The 16,389-nt window shown below is 68.6% G+C and carries 17 protein-coding genes and 1 other RNA gene; 7 read left to right on the forward strand and 11 right to left on the reverse strand.

What is annotated here, in order from left to right; genetic code table 11:
- Positions 1-33: 33 nt before the first annotated feature.
- Together hrpB and PBT88_RS02445 are read left to right on the forward strand one after the other, a co-directional pair.
- Positions 34-2,466 (forward strand): ATP-dependent helicase HrpB, encoded by a 2,433-nt coding sequence (hrpB, locus tag PBT88_RS02440; protein WP_270077654.1) that lies wholly within the window; start codon positions 34-36, stop codon positions 2,464-2,466.
- A gap of 57 nt (positions 2,467-2,523) precedes the next feature.
- Complete coding sequence (locus tag PBT88_RS02445; protein ID WP_270077655.1) at positions 2,524-2,829, forward strand: ETC complex I subunit; 306 nt, start codon at positions 2,524-2,526, stop codon at positions 2,827-2,829.
- 17 nt (positions 2,830-2,846) lie between these two features.
- On the opposite strand, the gene PBT88_RS02450 is transcribed toward PBT88_RS02445, so the two are convergent.
- The 4 genes from PBT88_RS02450 to PBT88_RS02465 form a co-directional block, all read right to left on the reverse strand.
- On the reverse strand, positions 2,847-3,380 hold the full coding sequence (locus tag PBT88_RS02450; RefSeq protein ID WP_270079152.1) for an NUDIX hydrolase: 534 nt from the start codon (positions 3,378-3,380) through the stop codon (positions 2,847-2,849).
- Between the two features lie 71 nt (positions 3,381-3,451).
- The gene (locus PBT88_RS02455; RefSeq protein WP_270077656.1) at positions 3,452-4,117 is read right to left on the reverse strand and encodes a TPM domain-containing protein; all 666 of its coding nucleotides are present in this window, start codon (positions 4,115-4,117) and stop codon (positions 3,452-3,454) included.
- Between the two features lies 1 nt (position 4,118).
- Complete coding sequence (locus PBT88_RS02460) at positions 4,119-5,012, reverse strand: TPM domain-containing protein (RefSeq protein ID WP_270077657.1); 894 nt, start codon at positions 5,010-5,012, stop codon at positions 4,119-4,121.
- Between the two features lie 7 nt (positions 5,013-5,019).
- Complete coding sequence (locus tag PBT88_RS02465) at positions 5,020-5,610, reverse strand: LemA family protein (RefSeq protein WP_270077658.1); 591 nt, start codon at positions 5,608-5,610, stop codon at positions 5,020-5,022.
- A gap of 129 nt (positions 5,611-5,739) precedes the next feature.
- Between PBT88_RS02465 and mscL the strand changes: the two genes are divergently transcribed.
- The 5 genes from mscL (at position 5,740) to pnp (ending at position 10,416) form a co-directional block, all read left to right on the forward strand.
- On the forward strand, positions 5,740-6,189 hold the full coding sequence (gene mscL / locus PBT88_RS02470; RefSeq protein WP_270077659.1) for a large conductance mechanosensitive channel protein MscL: 450 nt from the start codon (positions 5,740-5,742) through the stop codon (positions 6,187-6,189).
- 64 nt (positions 6,190-6,253) lie between these two features.
- Positions 6,254-6,625: a hypothetical protein gene (locus PBT88_RS02475; protein ID WP_270077660.1), complete on the forward strand. Its 372-nt coding sequence runs from the start codon at positions 6,254-6,256 to the stop codon at positions 6,623-6,625.
- Positions 6,626-6,665: 40 nt separating this feature from the next.
- Complete coding sequence (gene truB, locus PBT88_RS02480; RefSeq protein WP_270077661.1) at positions 6,666-7,592, forward strand: tRNA pseudouridine(55) synthase TruB; 927 nt, start codon at positions 6,666-6,668, stop codon at positions 7,590-7,592.
- A gap of 16 nt (positions 7,593-7,608) precedes the next feature.
- Complete coding sequence (rpsO, locus tag PBT88_RS02485; RefSeq protein WP_270077662.1) at positions 7,609-7,878, forward strand: 30S ribosomal protein S15; 270 nt, start codon at positions 7,609-7,611, stop codon at positions 7,876-7,878.
- A 159-nt stretch (positions 7,879-8,037) separates the two neighbouring features.
- Positions 8,038-10,416: a polyribonucleotide nucleotidyltransferase gene (pnp, locus tag PBT88_RS02490; RefSeq protein WP_270077663.1), complete on the forward strand. Its 2,379-nt coding sequence runs from the start codon at positions 8,038-8,040 to the stop codon at positions 10,414-10,416.
- Positions 10,417-10,560: 144 nt separating this feature from the next.
- On the opposite strand, the gene PBT88_RS02495 is transcribed toward pnp, so the two are convergent.
- The 7 genes from PBT88_RS02495 to infB form a co-directional block, all read right to left on the reverse strand.
- On the reverse strand, positions 10,561-10,851 hold the full coding sequence (locus PBT88_RS02495) for a hypothetical protein (protein ID WP_270077664.1): 291 nt from the start codon (positions 10,849-10,851) through the stop codon (positions 10,561-10,563).
- 123 nt (positions 10,852-10,974) lie between these two features.
- Positions 10,975-11,329: a transfer-messenger RNA gene (gene ssrA / locus PBT88_RS02500) on the reverse strand.
- Positions 11,330-11,354: 25 nt separating this feature from the next.
- Complete coding sequence (locus tag PBT88_RS02505; RefSeq protein WP_270077665.1) at positions 11,355-11,933, reverse strand: thymidine kinase; 579 nt, start codon at positions 11,931-11,933, stop codon at positions 11,355-11,357.
- A 41-nt stretch (positions 11,934-11,974) separates the two neighbouring features.
- A complete protein-coding gene (locus PBT88_RS02510; protein ID WP_270077666.1) occupies positions 11,975-12,481 on the reverse strand; it encodes a retropepsin-like aspartic protease family protein in 507 nt (168 codons plus the stop codon).
- Between the two features lie 42 nt (positions 12,482-12,523).
- Positions 12,524-13,048, reverse strand: coding sequence for a DUF2239 family protein (locus PBT88_RS02515; protein WP_270077667.1), 525 nt, complete (start codon positions 13,046-13,048; stop codon positions 12,524-12,526).
- 62 nt (positions 13,049-13,110) lie between these two features.
- Positions 13,111-13,545, reverse strand: a complete 435-nt coding sequence (gene rbfA, locus PBT88_RS02520) for a 30S ribosome-binding factor RbfA (protein ID WP_270077668.1) — start codon at positions 13,543-13,545, stop codon at positions 13,111-13,113.
- A gap of 146 nt (positions 13,546-13,691) precedes the next feature.
- Complete coding sequence (gene infB / locus PBT88_RS02525) at positions 13,692-16,379, reverse strand: translation initiation factor IF-2 (protein ID WP_270077669.1); 2,688 nt, start codon at positions 16,377-16,379, stop codon at positions 13,692-13,694.
- Between the last annotated feature and the right edge of the window lie 10 nt (positions 16,380-16,389).

Here is a 16,389-nt window from a genome sequence, read left to right on the forward strand (position 1 = left end):
CGCGGCGTGACCGATCTGCCGATCCATGCCGTTATGCCCGATCTTCTGGCCGCGCTGCGGGCGGGATCGTCGGCGGTGCTGGTCGCGCCGCCGGGCGCCGGCAAGACCACGGCGGTCGCCCCTGCGTTGCTTCGGGAAGCATGGTGCAGCGGCGAGATCCTGCTGCTGTCGCCCCGTCGCCTGGCGGCGCGCGCGGCCGCCGAACGGATGGCGCAGCTGGGCGGGGAGCCGGTCGGCAAGACCTTCGGCTATGCCACCCGGCTCGACAGCAAGCGCTCGGCCGCCACCCGCGTGACGGTGCTGACCGAGGGCATCTTCCGCAACCGCATCCAGGCCGATCCCGAACTCGCCGGGGTGTCGGCGGTGCTGTTCGACGAGGTGCATGAGCGCAGCCTCGACAGCGATTTCGGGCTGGCGCTGGCGCTCGATGCCCAGGCCGGGTTGCGGCCCGATCTCCGGCTGGTGGCGATGTCCGCGACCCTCGACGGCGCGCGTTTCTCGCAGCTGCTGGGGGAGGGCACGCCGCTGGTGGAAAGCGCCGGTCGCAGCTTCCCGATCGCGCATCGCTATCTCGGCCGGGATAGCGCCCAGCGGATCGAGGATGCCATGGCGGCGGCCTGCCGACTCGCGCTGGCGGACGAGGCGCAGGGCGGCATCCTCGCCTTCCTGCCCGGCGTCGCCGAGATCGAGCGGACGGCCGAGCGCCTCGATCGTCTGCCGCCGGGCGTGATCCTCCATCGCCTCCACGGCAGCCTCGATCCCGCCGAGCAGCGCGCCGCGATCGCCGCCTCGCCGCCCGGCCAGCGCAAGATCGTCCTCGCCACCGCGATCGCGGAAACCAGCCTGACGCTCGACGGCGTGCGGATCGTGATCGATTCGGGGCTGGCCCGGCGCGCGCGTTACGATCGCGCCGCCGGCGTCACCCGGCTGTCGACCGAGCGGGTCAGCCAGGCGGCCGCCACCCAGCGCGCCGGCCGGGCCGGGCGCCAGGCACCGGGCGTGGTCTATCGCCTGTGGGAAGCGGCGGCGACGGCCGGGCTGCCGCCTTATGATCCACCCGAGATATGGGAGGCCGATCTCTCGGCGCTGCTGCTCGATTGCGCGATCTGGGGCGTCGCCGATCCGGCCGAACTGCGCTGGCTGGATCCGCCGCCGCCGGCCGCCGTGGCCGAAGCGCGCACCCGCCTGGCCTCGCTCGGCGCGATCGACGGGGATGGTCGCCCGACCGCGCATGGCCGGGCGATCGCCGCGCTGCCCTTGCCGCCGCGCCTCGCCCACATGCTGGTGGCGGCCGCGCCGCTCGGGCTGGGCGGGCTGGCGGCGGAGGTGGCGGCGTTGCTGTCCGAGCGCGGCCTGGGCGGCGACTCGGCCGACCTCGCCCAGCGCCTCCAGCGCTGGCGGGGCGAGCGGGGCCGCCGGGCCGAGGCCGCGCGCGGGCTTGCCCGGCGCTGGGCACAATCGGTCGGCGTCGCGGCGGGCGGCGGCGATCCGGCGGACGCCGGGCTGTGCGTGGCGCTGGCGTATCCCGATCGCATCGCGCGCCGCCGCGAGTCCTCGGGCGAGACCTGGGCGAGCGCCGGCGGGCGGGGCTACAAGCTCGATCCGCTGTCCCCGCTGGCGCGCGAGGAGTGGCTGGCGGTCGCCGAGACCCAGGGTATCGCCGCCGGCGCCCGCATCCTGTCCGCGGCCGCGATCGACCGGCCGGCGATCGAGCGCCTCTATGGCGATCGTATCGAGGAGGTCCGCACGGTTCGCTTCGATCCGGCGACCGGCGGCGTCCAGGCCACCCGCGAGGGTCGGCTGGGCGCGCTCCGGCTCGGCGGCGGGCCGGACGACCGGCCGGATGCCGCCGCGCTCGCCGCGGCCCTGCTGGACGGCGTGCGCGCCGCCGGTGTCGGCCTGCTGCCATGGCCGGAAGGCGCGGCCCGATTGCGCCAGCGTGCCGCCTTCGCGCGGCGCTTCGACCAATCGCTGCCCGATCTTTCCGATGACGCGCTCGCCGGATCGCTCGATGACTGGTTGCCCCCGCTGATCGCGGGGCGCCGCCGGCTGGACGCGATCCCGCCCGGCGATCTGGCCGGTGCGCTCCAGGCCCTGCTCGGCTGGGAGGGCGGGCGGACGGTCGATCGCCTCGCGCCCGATCGGTTGGCGACGCCGGCGGGCAGCTCGCATCCGATCGACTATGCCGCCGATGGGGGTCCGACCGCGGAACTCCGCCCGCAGGCGCTGTTCGGCCTGGCGACCCATCCGATGGTGGCGGACGGGCGGGTGCCGCTGATCCTGTCGCTGACCTCGCCGGCTGGTCGCGCGATCCAGACGACGCGGGATCTGCCCGGCTTCTGGGCGGGCAGCTGGTCGGCGGTCGCCAAGGAGATGCGCGGCCGCTATCCCCGCCACCCCTGGCCGGACGACCCCGCCGCCGCCGATCCGACGCTCCGCACCAAGAAGGCGTCCTTACGCTCTTGACGCGGCGTTGCGCGCTGCGGCATCGCGATCCGACGAATTTTCCGAAGGACTTTCCCGATGGCTGCGCGCATCTTCCAGCGGATCAAGAATTCCATGCAGTCCGGCCGCGCCAAGGTCGGCACCTGGACGCTCGAGTTCGAGCCGGCGGAAGCGAAGAAGCCCGATCCGCTGACCGGCTGGGCCGGTTCGGGCGACATGCCCCAGCAGGTGCATCTCACCTTTCCGTCGCTGGAGGCGGCCACCGCCTATGCGGCCCAATATGGCATTCCGGCGCATGTCGTGCCGGGCCATGACCGGTCGCTGAAGCTGCAGGCCTATGCCGACAATTTCGCGGTCGGCCCGATCGTGCCGGCCGGCGAGTAAACTCCCGCCGGTGCCGGTCAGCCGGCGAGGATGCCGGCGCCGAGCAGCAGCAGGATCTTCGCGTCGATCATCAGGCCGGCCGCGCGGCGCGCCGCCACGAAATCGGCGATCTCGGCCAGCGGCACGCGGCGGACGGTGATATTCTCGCCCGGCACGCCGCCGCCTGCGCCGACCTGGGTGAGATCCAGTGCGCGCACCAGCGAGAAGGTTTCCGAGACCATGCCGGGCGACGAGGCGAAATCGCCGATCAGCTCGACGCGACCGGGCCGGTAGCCCGTCTCCTCTTCCAGTTCGCGGGCCGCCGAGGCCAGCACATCCTCGCCCTCCTCGACATCGCCGACCAGGCCCGCCGGAAGCTCCAGGCAGAGTCGCAGCAGCGGCATGCGAAACTGCTCGACGAGCAGGACATGGCCGTCATCCACCGCGACGATCACGGCGGCGCCTATGCCCCGTGCGCGGCCGACATATTCCCATTTCCCGCGCTGCTTGGCGGCGATGTAATCGCCCTGCCAGTGGACTTCCTCGGGCAGCGCCGCGTCCGGATCGATCAAAGCGGGGTCGGCGAGGGCAGGGTCGGTGAGAGCAGGGTCGGTGAGGGCGGGATCGGTCGTCGCGTCATGGGTCATAGCAGGATCAGGCGGTCCGGGAGTTCGTTGGTGTCGTCGGGCGAGCGGGGGAAGTGCTCGGCGAGTATCTGCCCGATCATCGTGACGGATTCCACCATCCCGTCGCCGGGGCGGCCGTCCTTCACCGCATCGATCAGCGCGGCCATCGCGGCGCCCCACATCTCGGGCTTCACCTTAGAGGCGATCGCGGCATCGGCGACGATCTCGGCGCGATGCTCGGCGAGGCTGAGATAGAGCAGCACGCCGGTCTTGGCGCGGGTGCGGTTCTCGGTGGCGAGCCGGAACAGCAGCAGCGCACGGCGGCGGACGCGACGGCCCTTGGTGGCGGCCGGCGTCAACGCCATCCGGATCGGCGGCACGCCGAACAGCCAGCGCGCGGCGAGGAACGTCACCGCGAGGCCGCACAGCAGGATCGCGAGCAGCTCGCCCGGCGTCCACGCCACCCAGCCGCCGATCGTCCGGTCGAGGATCAGGACGAAGAAGGCCGGCGCCGCCGCGACCACGGCGATAGCGAGGAACAGCGCCAGCACCGCGCCATGGACGACGACATCGTCGTAGCGATCCGATTCGGCGGCGACGACGGTGACGATCTCGCCATCGCTGTGGGCCTCGGCGCGGGTGACGGCTTCGCCCACCCGGATGCGATCGGTGTCGTTGAACATGCTACCAGCTCCCCGAGGCGCCACCGCCTCCACCAGAGCCGCCGCCGCCGCCGGTAAAGCCGCCGCCGCCCCAGCCACCGCCACCGCCACCGCCGTCTGAATCGCTTCCTCCACCCCAACCGCTTCCGCCTGAACTGCGGCTGTTGAGAACTGCGTCGAGCGCCCAGAGCGCGATCGGCCAATGCGAGCCGTCATATTGCGTCCCTTGGCGACCGCGACGGAAGAGGCTGCTCAGGATGATGAAACCGATCACGATCGCCCAAAAAATCAGCGCGATCGGGGCGCCATCATGGCTGTTCTTATGGGCTTTGTCCCAAGCGGCGACAGCCGCATCTTCCTTGGCCCGCGCCTGATCGTCAGGGAGGGCAAGAAGCTCGATGATCGCATCGGCGCCAGAATCTATGCCGCCCGGCAGGTCGCCGGATTTGAAGGCGGGGCGAATTTTCGAATTGATGATGACGCTGGAATAGGCATCGGTCAGCACGCCTTCGACGCCGTAGCCTGTTTCGATCCCGATCTTGCGCTCGTTGGGCGCAATAAGAAGGATCGTGCCGTTGTTGGCGTCCTTGAGGCCTACGCCCCAGGCGCGCAGCAGTTTGACCCCATAATCCTGTATCTCGTCATCTTCGAGGCTGTTGACGGTCGCGACGACGAGTTGGCGATGGGTCTTCTGCTGGAAGGCTTCCAGCTTCTTCTCCAGCGCCGCCTTGCGATCGGGAGGCAGGATATTCGCCTGATCGACCACCAGCCCGGTGAGCGCCGGAAAGGTCAGCGCCTGCGCCGGCGTGCCGACGAGCGCCAGCAGGGCGAGCAGCAGCAGGGCGCCCCACCGCGTCAGGCCGGCTCGCACCGGCGTGACGCGGGAAGGCGGCGGCACGGGGAAGGAGGCGGTCACCGCCGCCTCAGAACTTCACGGTCGGGGCGTTCTCGGCATTGGGCGCGGTGGCGGTGAAGGGGGTGATCGGCTTGGCGCCGTAGACGATCTTCGCGGTGATGTTGTCCGGGAAGGTGCGGATCTGGGTGTTATACGCCTGCACCGCCGCATTGTAGTCGGACCGCGCGACCGCGATGCGGTTCTCGGTGCCCTCCAGCTGCGATTGCAGCGCGAGGAAATTCTGGTCCGCCTGCAGCTGCGGATAGGCCTCCTGCACCGACAGCAGCTTGCCGAGCGCGCCGGACAGTGAATTCTGCGCGTCCTGGAACGCCTTCACCTTGGCCGGATCGGTGAGATCGTCGGCCGAGACGGTCATCTGCGTCGCCTTGGCGCGCGCCTCGGTGACGCCGACCAGCGTCGACTGCTCGTGGGTGGCATAGCCCTTCACGGTCGCGACGAGGTTGGGGATCAGATCGGCGCGGCGCTGATACTGGTTCTGCACGTCGGCCCATTTGGCCTTGGTGTTCTCCTCGGCGGTGGGGATCGCGTTCACCCCGCATCCCGCCAATGCGAGAGCGGCGAACGGGGTGGCGAGAGCCAGGCGGCTGCGGAACTTCATGTGCGAACACTCCCAAGCGTTTGATGTGGGCAATACAGCGACGGGCGAGCCGGGGCAATGAGCGGCCTTGAACCCGGGCTTCAAATCGTTAACCTCGATTGGAAGATGAAGAGACGGGAAGAGCGAACCATGCTGAAGGAATTCAAGACTTTCGTGATGCGGGGCAATGTCCTCGATCTGGCGGTCGCGGTGATCATCGGCGGCGCGTTCGGCAAGATCGTGACCTCGCTGACCGAGGACATCATCATGCCGCTGATCGGCAAGGTGCTCGGCGGTCTCGATTTCTCGAGCTACTTCCTGCTGCTCGGGCCGATCCCGGCGAGCTACACCGGATCGCCGACCGATTATGCCGCGCTCAAGAAGGCCGGCGTCGCGCTGTGGGGCTATGGCGCCTTCGTCACCCAGGTGGTCAATTTCCTGATCGTCGCCTTCATCATCTTCCTCGTCGTGCGCGCCGTGGGCAAGGCGATGGCGCTGACCGCCAAGAAGGAGGCCGAGGCACCGGCCACCCCCGCGCCGGATTCGGCCGAGGTCGTCCTGCTCCGCGAGATCCGGGATTCGCTCAAGACGCGGTCCTGAACCGCACAACCACGGGGGGATCGGTTTTCGGAAGGTCGATATGCGCCGATCCCTCGCCCTTTGCTTGGCTGTGATAGCCACGCCGACGCTGGCGGTGCCGCGCGCCGCCGAGGCGCCGACCGGCCCGGAGGTCACCATCCCCTTCTTCGGGGAGGATGGCACCAGCGATTACCGGATCGACGGCGAGCGGGGCATCTACCTGCTCTCCGCGACCGACGGACAATGGTATTATCTGCACGTCTCGCCGGATTGCCCGCGGCTGGCATCGGCGCGCGGCTTCAGCATCGACACCGGGCCGAACGGGCAACTCGATCGATCGAGCACGATCATGGTCGAGGGCTGGCGCTGCCTGCTTTCGTCGGTGACGCGATCACCGGTTCCGCCCGGCTACAAGACGCTCCACCTGGGGCGCCACCGGGAGCATGGCCGCAAGTGAGGCTTGCCGGGCGAGGCTCCGCCCCCTAGCGCGCTCGACCATGACGCAGGACAGGCCGATCAGGCAGGACAGGAACGGGCCGGCCCTCCATGGCTGGCTGATCATCGACAAGCCGCTGGGGCCGGGTTCCACCGACATGGTCTCGGCCGCCAAGCGGGCGCTGCGCGAGGGCGGCTACGCCAAGGTGAAGGTGGGCCATGGCGGCACGCTCGATCCGCTCGCCACAGGTGTATTGCCGATCGCGCTGGGCGAGGCGACCAAGCTCTCCGGCCGGATGCTCGACGCCGACAAGGCCTATGCCTTCACCGTGCGGTTCGGTGCGCAGACCGACACACTCGATCTCGAAGGCGCGGTGATCGCGACCTCCGACGTGCGGCCGACACGGGCGATGCTGGAGGCGGTGCTGCCGCGCTTCACCGGGCCGATCGCGCAGGTGCCACCGGCCTATTCGGCGCTCAAGGTCGATGGCCAGCGCGCTTATGATCTGGCGCGCGCGGGCGAGGCGGTGGTGCTGGCGAGCCGGAACGTGACGATCCATGCACTCACCATCGAGAGCGCGGACGAGGAGCAGGCCACCCTCGTCGCCACCGTCTCCAAGGGCACCTATATCCGCAGCCTGGCGCGGGACATCGCGCTGGCGCTGGGCACGGTCGGCCATGTCACCATGCTGCGGCGGACCAAGGCCGGGCCGTTCACGCTCGCGCCCGCGATTTCACTGGACTCCTTGGCCGAACACGCTAAGGCCCGCACCCTTGAACAGATACTCTTGCCATTGAGGGCAGGGCTGGACGACATCCCGGCTCTTGTCCTCGCCCCCGATCAGGCAGGGGCGCTCCGCCAGGGGCGTCAGGTGATCGGGATCGCTGCAACACCGGGCCTCTATTTCGCGACCGAAGGATCTGTTCCGGTCGCTCTCGTCGAGAGCGACGGGGTGGGGGTGAAGGTGGTGCGCGGTTTCAACCTCTAAAGACAGGAGTAAACCGATGTCGGTGACTGCAGAGCGCAAGACGGCGCTGATCGAAGACAATGCCCGCGCGTCGGGCGATACCGGTTCGCCCGAGGTGCAGGTCGCGATCCTGACCGAGCGCATCCGCAACCTGACCGAGCATTTCAAGACCCACGCGAAGGACAATCATTCGCGCCGTGGCCTGCTGATGCTGGTCAACAAGCGCCGCAGCCTGCTGGACTATCTGAAGAAGAAGGATGTCCAGCGCTATGCCGATCTGATCGGCAAGCTCGGCCTGCGTAAGTAAGAATTTCGGACGGCCCGCCTCTGGCGGGCCGTTTCGCATGGAGGGCCCGGCAATCCGGTCGCAGCCCTCGGGAGCCGATCAACGGGTCCAAACCGCCGCGGGCCGGCTAGCCCGCGAAGCTGTCCCGGCCGACATCGGGTCGCCGGAGAAGGAAACCATATGTTCGATACCAAGAAGGTGGAAATCCAGTGGGGCGGCAAGACGCTGACCCTGGAGACCGGCCGCGTCGCCCGCCAGGCCAATGGCGCCGTGCTCGCGACGCTGGGCGAGACCGTCGTGCTCGCCGCCGTCACCGCCGCCAAGACCGTGAAGGAAGGGCAGGACTTCTTCCCGCTCACCGTCCACTATCAGGAGAAGTATTTCTCGAGCGGCCGCATCCCCGGCGGCTTCTTCAAGCGCGAGCGCGGCGCGACCGAGAAGGAAACGCTCGTCTCCCGCCTGATCGATCGCCCGATCCGCCCGCTCTTCCCGGAAGGCTTCTACAACGAGATCAACTGCATCTGCCAGGTGCTCTCCTATGACGGCGATGCCGAGCCGGACATCCTCGCGATGGTCGCCGCGTCCGCCGCGATGACGATTTCGGGCGTGCCCTTCATGGGCCCGATCGGCGCCGCGCGCGTCGGCTACAAGGATGGCGAGTATCAGCTCAACCCGACCGACGCCGAAGTCGCCGAGGGCGAGCTCGATCTGGTCGTCGCCGCCACCTACGACGCCGTGATGATGGTCGAATCCGAAGCCAAGGAGCTTTCGGAAGAGGTCATGCTCGGCGCCGTCGAGTTCGCGCACAATGCCTGCCGCGACGTGATCAAGGCGATCATCGCGCTCGCCGAGAAGGCCGCCAAGGATCCGTGGGAACTGCCGAGCAGCGCCGACAACGCCAAGGTCAAGACCGAGCTCAAGAAGCTCGTCGGCAAGGACATCGAGAAGGCCTACAAGCTGACCGACAAGTCGGCCCGCTCGAACGCGCTCAACGAGGCGCGCGCCAAGGCCAAGACCGCGATGGCCGAGCGCACCCCGCAGGAGCAGCTCGTCGCCGCCAAGCTCGTCAAGAAGCTGGAGGCGGACATCGTCCGCACCGCGATCCTCAAGGACGGCCGCCGCATCGACGGTCGCGACACCCGCACCGTCCGCCCGATCGTCGCCGAGGCGCACTTCCTGCCCCGCGCGCACGGCTCCGCCCTGTTCACGCGCGGCGAGACCCAGTCGATCTCCACCTGCACCTTGGGCACCAAGGAATCCGAGCAGATGATCGATGGCCTGACCGGCCTGCGCTATGAGAACTTCATGCTCCACTACAACTTCCCCCCCTATTCGGTGGGTGAAGTCGGTCGCTTCGGCGCGCCGGGCCGTCGTGAGATCGGCCATGGCAAGCTGGCGTGGCGCGCGCTGCACGGCGTGCTGCCGACCAAGGAGGAGTTCCCCTACACGATCCGCCTCACCTCCGACATCACCGAGAGCAACGGCTCCTCGTCGATGGCGACCGTCTGCGGCGGTTCGCTGGCGCTGATGGATGCCGGCGTGCCGATCAAGCGCCCGGTCTCGGGCATCGCGATGGGCCTGATCCTGGAAGGCAAGGACTTTGCGGTCCTGTCCGACATCCTGGGTGACGAGGATCATCTCGGCGACATGGACTTCAAGGTCGCCGGCACGTCCGAGGGCATCACCACGATGCAGATGGACATCAAGATCGCCGGCATCACGCAGGAGATCATGAAGGTCGCGCTGGAGCAGGCCAAGGAAGGCCGCGCCCACATCCTGGTCGAGATGGCCAAGGCGCTCGACAGCACCCGTACCGAGCTGAGCGCGCACGCGCCCCGCATCGAGACGATGTCGGTGCCCAAGGACAAGATCCGTGACGTGATCGGCACCGGCGGCAAGGTGATCCGCGAGATCGTCGCCACCACCGGCGCCAAGGTCGACATCGACGACGACGGCACGGTTAAGATCTCGTCGTCCGACACCGCGCAGATCGAAGCCGCGATGAACTGGATCAAGGGCATCGTGGAAGAGGCCGAGGTCGGCAAGATCTACAATGGCAAGGTCGTCAACATCGTCGATTTCGGCGCCTTCGTGAACTTCATGGGCGGCAAGGACGGTCTCGTCCACGTCTCCGAGATGAAGAATGAGCGCGTCGCCTCGCCGAAGGACGTCGTGACCGAAGGCCAGGAAGTGAAGGTCAAGGTTCTCGAGATCGATCCGCGCGGCAAGGTGCGCCTGTCGATGCGCGTCGTCGACCAGGAGACCGGCGCCGAGCTGGAAGATACCCGCCCGCCGCGCGAGCCGCGTGAGGGGGGCGATCGTCCGGATCGCGGCCCGCGTGGCGATGGTGGCCGTGGCGAGGGCCGTGGCCCGCGCCGTGACGGCGAGCGTGGCCCGCGTCGCGATGGCGGCGGCCGTGGTGAAGGTCGGGGCGGTGAAGGTCGGGGCGGCGAAGGCCGTGGCGATCGTGGCCCGCGCCGTGAGCGTTCCGAGGGTGGCAACAGCGACGGCCCCGCGCCCGAGTTCGCGCCGGCCTTCCTGACCCGCGACGACGACTGATCCTTCGATCAGCCGAACAACGAGAAGGGCTCCCGGCGACGGGAGCCCTTTTTCGTGGGTCGGGGTTCAGTGAGGGTGTCGGCGAGTCCTTCGTCTCGCCGGGCAGAGCAATGTAAAGCTTCCTCCCAGCGAAGCTCCGGAGTCCTATTGCCCGCTGGCCGGCGCGGCGCCACCCGCCGTCGGGCCGCCGTCATGGCCCCTGCTCGGCGTCCGGCCTTCCAGCCCCTTTTCGCGGTCCTTGCCCTCCTCGCGGAAGGAATCGGCCTGGTCCTTGTAGATTTCGCGGGCGGTGGGGGTGGACTGGTTGGCGGCCTGCCGGTCGATCTGGTCGGCCTTGTTGTCATAGGCCTGCCGCACGGCGTCGCCTTCGGTCTTCTGCCCGCATCCGGCGAGCAGGGGCAGGGCGAGCAAGCTCAGGGCAAAGATACGGCGCATGATGGTCCTCCCGGTAGGAAGGCATAGCGCGACGGAGGGCCACGAAGTTCCGGCATCGCGCGATTTCGCGCGGATCGGGGAAGGATTGGGGAGCTTCTGTTGCTCGGTGCCCCCCGTACCGCCGGTGTCCGATTCTGTTGCCCGGTTCGGCCCGAACCGCGTTCAAGCCTTGTAATCTAAGCCGTGAGGCCTTGATTACGCAGCAATCGCGAGTGCCTCGTTATCGTTAGCACTTGTGGTTTTGATCGGTTTTACGGCTCAATCAGGCCGGGCAAAAACATCGCACTCGTACACACGTCGATCCTAGTTCGGCCCCATCAGAAGGCCCCCGCCGCCCAAAGGCCAACGAGAGCTTGTGGTGGAGCCGCCGGGTACCGCCCCCGGGTCCGCTGCGCCTCACGCGAAATCATTTATCACCATAGCCGGCCCGAAGGACGGCACCGCCGATATAGGGACGGCGGTAGCGCGTGGCAACTGTCGCCTGGCCGGAGCCGGGCAGGCCCTCAGGCGCGAACGCGATCCATGAAATGGCGGCGGCACAGCGCGACATAGCGGTCATTGCCGCCAATCTCGGTCTGCGCGCCGTGGGTGACGGCATTGCCCTGTTGGTCGATCCGCAGGTTCATCGTCGCCTTGCGGCCGCAGGTGCAGATCGACTTGATCTCCTGCAACACGTCCGCCAGCGCGAGCAGCGCCGCCGCGCCCTCGAACAATTCGGCGCGGAAATCGGTGCGCAGGCCATAGCAGAGCACCGGCACGTCCAGCTCGTCGCAGATCCGGGCGAGCTGGAGCACCTGGGGGCGGGTCAGGAACTGCGCCTCGTCGACCAGCACGCAGCCGAGCGCGCCGTCGTTCGTCGCCAGCACCGCCGTCCCGTGGAGGTCGGTGGTGGCGTCGAAGGGTATGGCCTCGGCCTCCAGCCCGATCCGCGAGTCGATCCGGCCGTGGCCGGCGCGATCATGGACGGCGGCGGTGAACAGCAGGGTCCGCATCCCGCGCTCGGCATAGTTGAACGCCGATTGCAGCAATTGCGTCGATTTGCCCGCATTCATCGAGGCATAATAGAAATAGAGCTTGGCCATCGCGATCCGCCTCTCCCACGCGGGCGGCGGCGGTGCAAGGATCAGAGCTTGGTGAGCGTCATCCGGTCACCGGATATCGAGACCTGATCGATCCGCCCGAGGAAGCTTTCGCCGAGCAGGGCGATGTCGTTGGGCGTGTCGAGCACCGTGGCCTGCACGTTGAGCAGCTGGATGTCGCCGATCCGCAGGCGCGGCAGCGTAACGGCGGCGGCGGTAACCGTGCCGGAGGCGGTCTGCATCTGGCGATCATAGGTCAGCTGGTCGGTATCGACGCCGACGGAGCGCGCCTGCGCCTTGCTGAGCGCGACCGTGGTGGCGCCGGTATCGACCAGGAAGTTGAGCGATTTGCCGGCGACATCGCCGTCGGTGAAGAAATGCCCCTGCCAGCCGCGCGGGATGACGACCGTGCCGCTGCTGGCATGGGGGCTCTGCCAGTCGTCGGCGACCGTGGCCGGCGGTGGAGCGGGTGGGCGCCTGGAGGACAGGCCGCTGCCGACGGCGAGCCCGAACATCGCCGCAGATCCCAATATCATCACCGCGCCGCGCATGTGTGTTCCTCGCCCTGCGCAGCGCAGGATAGGGCAGGGCGCTTAACGGAGCGTTTCGCCCCAGGCGAGGCCGATGGCATGATCGCGGATCGCTATCGGCCAGCGCGCGGCATGGCCCTCGAAGCCCGCCCGATCGTCCGCAAAGAGGCTGCGGATCGCCTCCTCATAATGGGGGCGGTCGCCCGCGATCGCGGTGAGGAAGCGATAGGCGGCGTTGCGGCGGCCATGGCCATCGCCCTCCGCCTTGCGCGCGGCATCGACCAGCCGCCGCAGCGCCGCCGAGGCGCCGCCGGGCTGCTCGCCGAGCCAGTCCCAATGACGGGGCAGCAAGGTCACCTCGCGGGCGACCACGCCCAGCGAGGGGCGGCCCCGTCGCGCGGCCGGAGGCGGTGTCTCCGGCGCTGGCGGCTCGCGCAGGTCGAGATCGATCTGGCGGCCATCCTCGTCATCGAACAGCAGCAGGGCGGAGGCCGGCATATCGGGCATGGCGCGCAGCGTGGCGGCGATCTCGTCGCGCGATCCGGTGGCGAGCCAGGCGTCGCCGGCGAAGGCGGTATAGGTCTTCATCGTCATTCCCCTTCGAGGGAATGATTATATCCGGGTGAAATGCGGGTCAATATACCCGGATATTATTCTTCGCTGGGCGTCGCAGCGGGCGATTCCGGCGCCGGATCATCGACCAGATCCTGCGCCACCTTGGGGTTGCGGAGCAGCTTGTCGATGTGGCTGCCCTCATCGAAGCTCTCGTCGGCGAGGAACTTCAGCCGGGCCGCGAACTTCAGCTGCACCCGCTTGGCGACCTCGCGCTGGAGATAGGCGGTGTTGGTGCGCAGCGCCTTGATCACCGCCTCCTCGTCCTGCCCGAGCAGCGACTTGATGAAGGCGGTGGCGTGCTTGAGATCGGGCGACATGCGGACTTCGGTGACCGAGACGGTGTGTGTCGTCAGCACATCGTCATGCACGTCCCCGCGCGCGAGGATTTCGGACAGGATGTGGCGCACCTGCTCGCCCACGCGCAGCAGACGGACGGAGCGGCCCTCGGAGGATGTTTCGTTATGGCGCATCAAAAATCTTCAACAGCAGAGCGGCACCTGCCGCGACCAGGAAACACGGGACGAAGAGTTGAACCACGCAGCCGCTGAGCGATTCCAGCAAGCAACCTCGCAGGCCGCTGCTCCAGCGTGGCTTGCCCTCTTCGTCCCCCGTCCAATCAGAGAGTCCGTTCGCGCATCTCGACTTCGAAGGTTTCGAGGAAGTCACCCGGCTTGATGTCGGTGTGGCTCTCGAAGGTCACGCCGCACTCGAGGCCGGCGCGGACCTCGGGGACGTCGTCCTTGAAGCGACGCAGCGAGGCGATCGCACCGTTGTAGACGATGACGTCCTCGCGGGTGATGCGCGCCTTGAGCGCCTTGCGGATGAAGCCTTCGACCACCAGCAGACCGGCAGCCTTGCCATGCTTGCCCGCCGAGAAGACCTCGCGGATTTCGGCGCGGCCGACGACATGTTCGATCGCTTCCGGCCCGAGCTGGCCGGCCATCGCGGCGCGGATCTCGTCGAGCAGATCATAGATCACGTCGTAATATTTCAACGCGACCTGATCGCGGGTGGCGAACTCGCGGGCCTTGGCATTGGCGCGGACGTTGAAGCCGATGATCGGCGCGCGGCTGGCGGCCGCCAGCGTCACGTCGCTCTCGGTGATGCCGCCGACACCCGAGTGCAGGATGCGCACCTGGATGAGATCGGTCGAGATCTTGTTGAGCGAACCGACAATGGCTTCCACCGAACCCTGGGTGTCGGCCTTGACCACCACCGGGAACTGCTGGGCCTGCTTCTCGCGCAGCGCCGAGAACATCGTCTCGAGGTTGGCGGGGGCGGTCGTCGTGCGCTTGTTGAGGATGACGCCGGCACGATAGGCCGCGACCTCTCGGGCGCGGGCCTCGTTCTCGACCACCGACAGCGGATCGCCGGCACCGGGAACGCCGGACAGGCCGAGCACCTCGACCGGCTGCGACGGACCGGCTTCCTTGATGGTCTTGCCCTTGTCGTCGATCAGCGCACGGACCTTGCCGCTCTCGGCGCCGACGACGAAGATGTCGCCGACCCGCAGCGTGCCCTTGCGGACCAGCACGGTCGCGACCGGGCCGCGGCCCTTGTCGAGCTTGGCCTCGACCACGGTGGCCTCGGCCTCGCGATCGGGATTGGCCTTCAGCTCCAGGAATTCGGCCTGGAGCAGGATCTTCTCGATCAGCTCGTCCAGGCCGGTCTTGGCCAGCGCCGAAACCTCGACGTCCTGGACGTCGCCGCCCATCTGCTCGACCTGCACGTCATATTGCAGCAGCGCCTCGCGGACCTTCTGCGGATTGCCGCCCGGCTTGTCGACCTTGTTGATCGCCACGATCATCGGCACGCCGGCCGCCTTGGTGTGGTTGATCGCCTCGATCGTCTGCGGGCGGATGCCGTCGTCGGCGGCGACCACGATCACCACGATATCGGTGACGTTGGCGCCGCGCGCACGCATCTCGCTGAACGCTTCATGGCCCGGCGTATCGAGGAAGGTGATCTTCTCGCCGGATTTCACCTGCACCTGATAGGCGCCGATATGCTGGGTGATGCCGCCGGCTTCGCCCGCCGCCACGCCGGTGCCGCGCAGGGCATCGAGCAGCGAGGTCTTGCCGTGATCGACATGGCCCATGATGGTAACGACCGGCGGACGCGCGACCGCATTCTCGTCGACATCGGTGTCGTCGGTCGCGACGATATCGACGTCGCTGTCGCTGACGCGCTTCAGATTGTGGCCGAACTCGGTGACGAGCAGCTCGGCGGTGTCCTGGTCGATCGTCTGGGTCAGCGTGACGGGCATGCCCATCTTGAACAGCGCCTTGACCAGATCGGCGCCGCGCTCGGCCATGCGGTTGGCCAGTTCGGCGACGGTGATCGCCTCGGGCACCACGACATCGCGGACTTGCTTGGCCTGCGGGCCACCCGACTGGTGGTGACGCTTGTCCTTTTCGCGCGCACGCTTGAGCGCGGCGAGCGAGCGGGCGCGGGCGCCGCCCTCATCGTCCAGCGCCTTGGTGACGGTGAGCTTGCCGGACTGGCGGCGATCGTCGGCGCCAAGGCGGCCGGGGCGGGCCGGGCGCGCCGGCGGCTCGGGCCGCTTGGGCGCGATCACCGGCGTGAACCGGCGCGGCGGCGGCACGACGGCGCCACGGGCATCGGTTTCCGTCGTGGCCGCCGCCGTCTCGGCCGGGGCCTCGGCCTCGGGAGCAGCAGCGGCCTGCGGCGCGGCGGCGGGAGCCTGGGCCGGTGCGGGCGGACGCTTGGCGTCTTCTTCCGCCTGCTTGCGGGCTTCTTCCTCGTCGCGCTTATTCTCTTCGGCGCGGCGCTTTTCTTCTTCGCTGGCTTCGAGCTTGAGGCGCTCCTCGCGGCGACGATTCTCTTCGTTCGCCGTCATCCGGGCCTCTTCGGCCTCGCGGAGCAGGCGCTCCTGCTGCTCGCGGCGCTCCATCGGCGTCAGCGGGCGCTGCGGCACGATCGGCTGCGGGCGCGGCGCAGGGGCCGCTGCACGAACCGGCGCGGGCGCGGGCGCAGGGGTGGGAGCGGGGGCGGGCGTCGCCACCGGCGCGGGGGCCGCAGCGGCAGGGGTCGGTGCCGCGGGGGCCGGGGCGGCCGCCTTCTGCACCTCGGGCTCGGCGACGGGCGCCGCCGCCGCGGGGGCGGTCTCGACCTGGGGCTCGGGGTCGCCCGGCCGGCGCAGCACGCGGGAACGCTTGGTTTCCACGATCACGGTATTCGAGCGGCCATGGGAGAAGCTCTGCTTCACCTTGCCCGTCTCGACCGTGCGCTTCAGCCCCAGCGGCGCGCGCATACCCAGCTTCGGCTTTTCAGAATCGCTCATCGACTACCCA

It is taken from the genome of Sphingomonas abietis, from assembly GCF_027625475.1.
GTDB classification, from domain to species: domain Bacteria; phylum Pseudomonadota; class Alphaproteobacteria; order Sphingomonadales; family Sphingomonadaceae; genus Solisphingomonas; species Solisphingomonas abietis.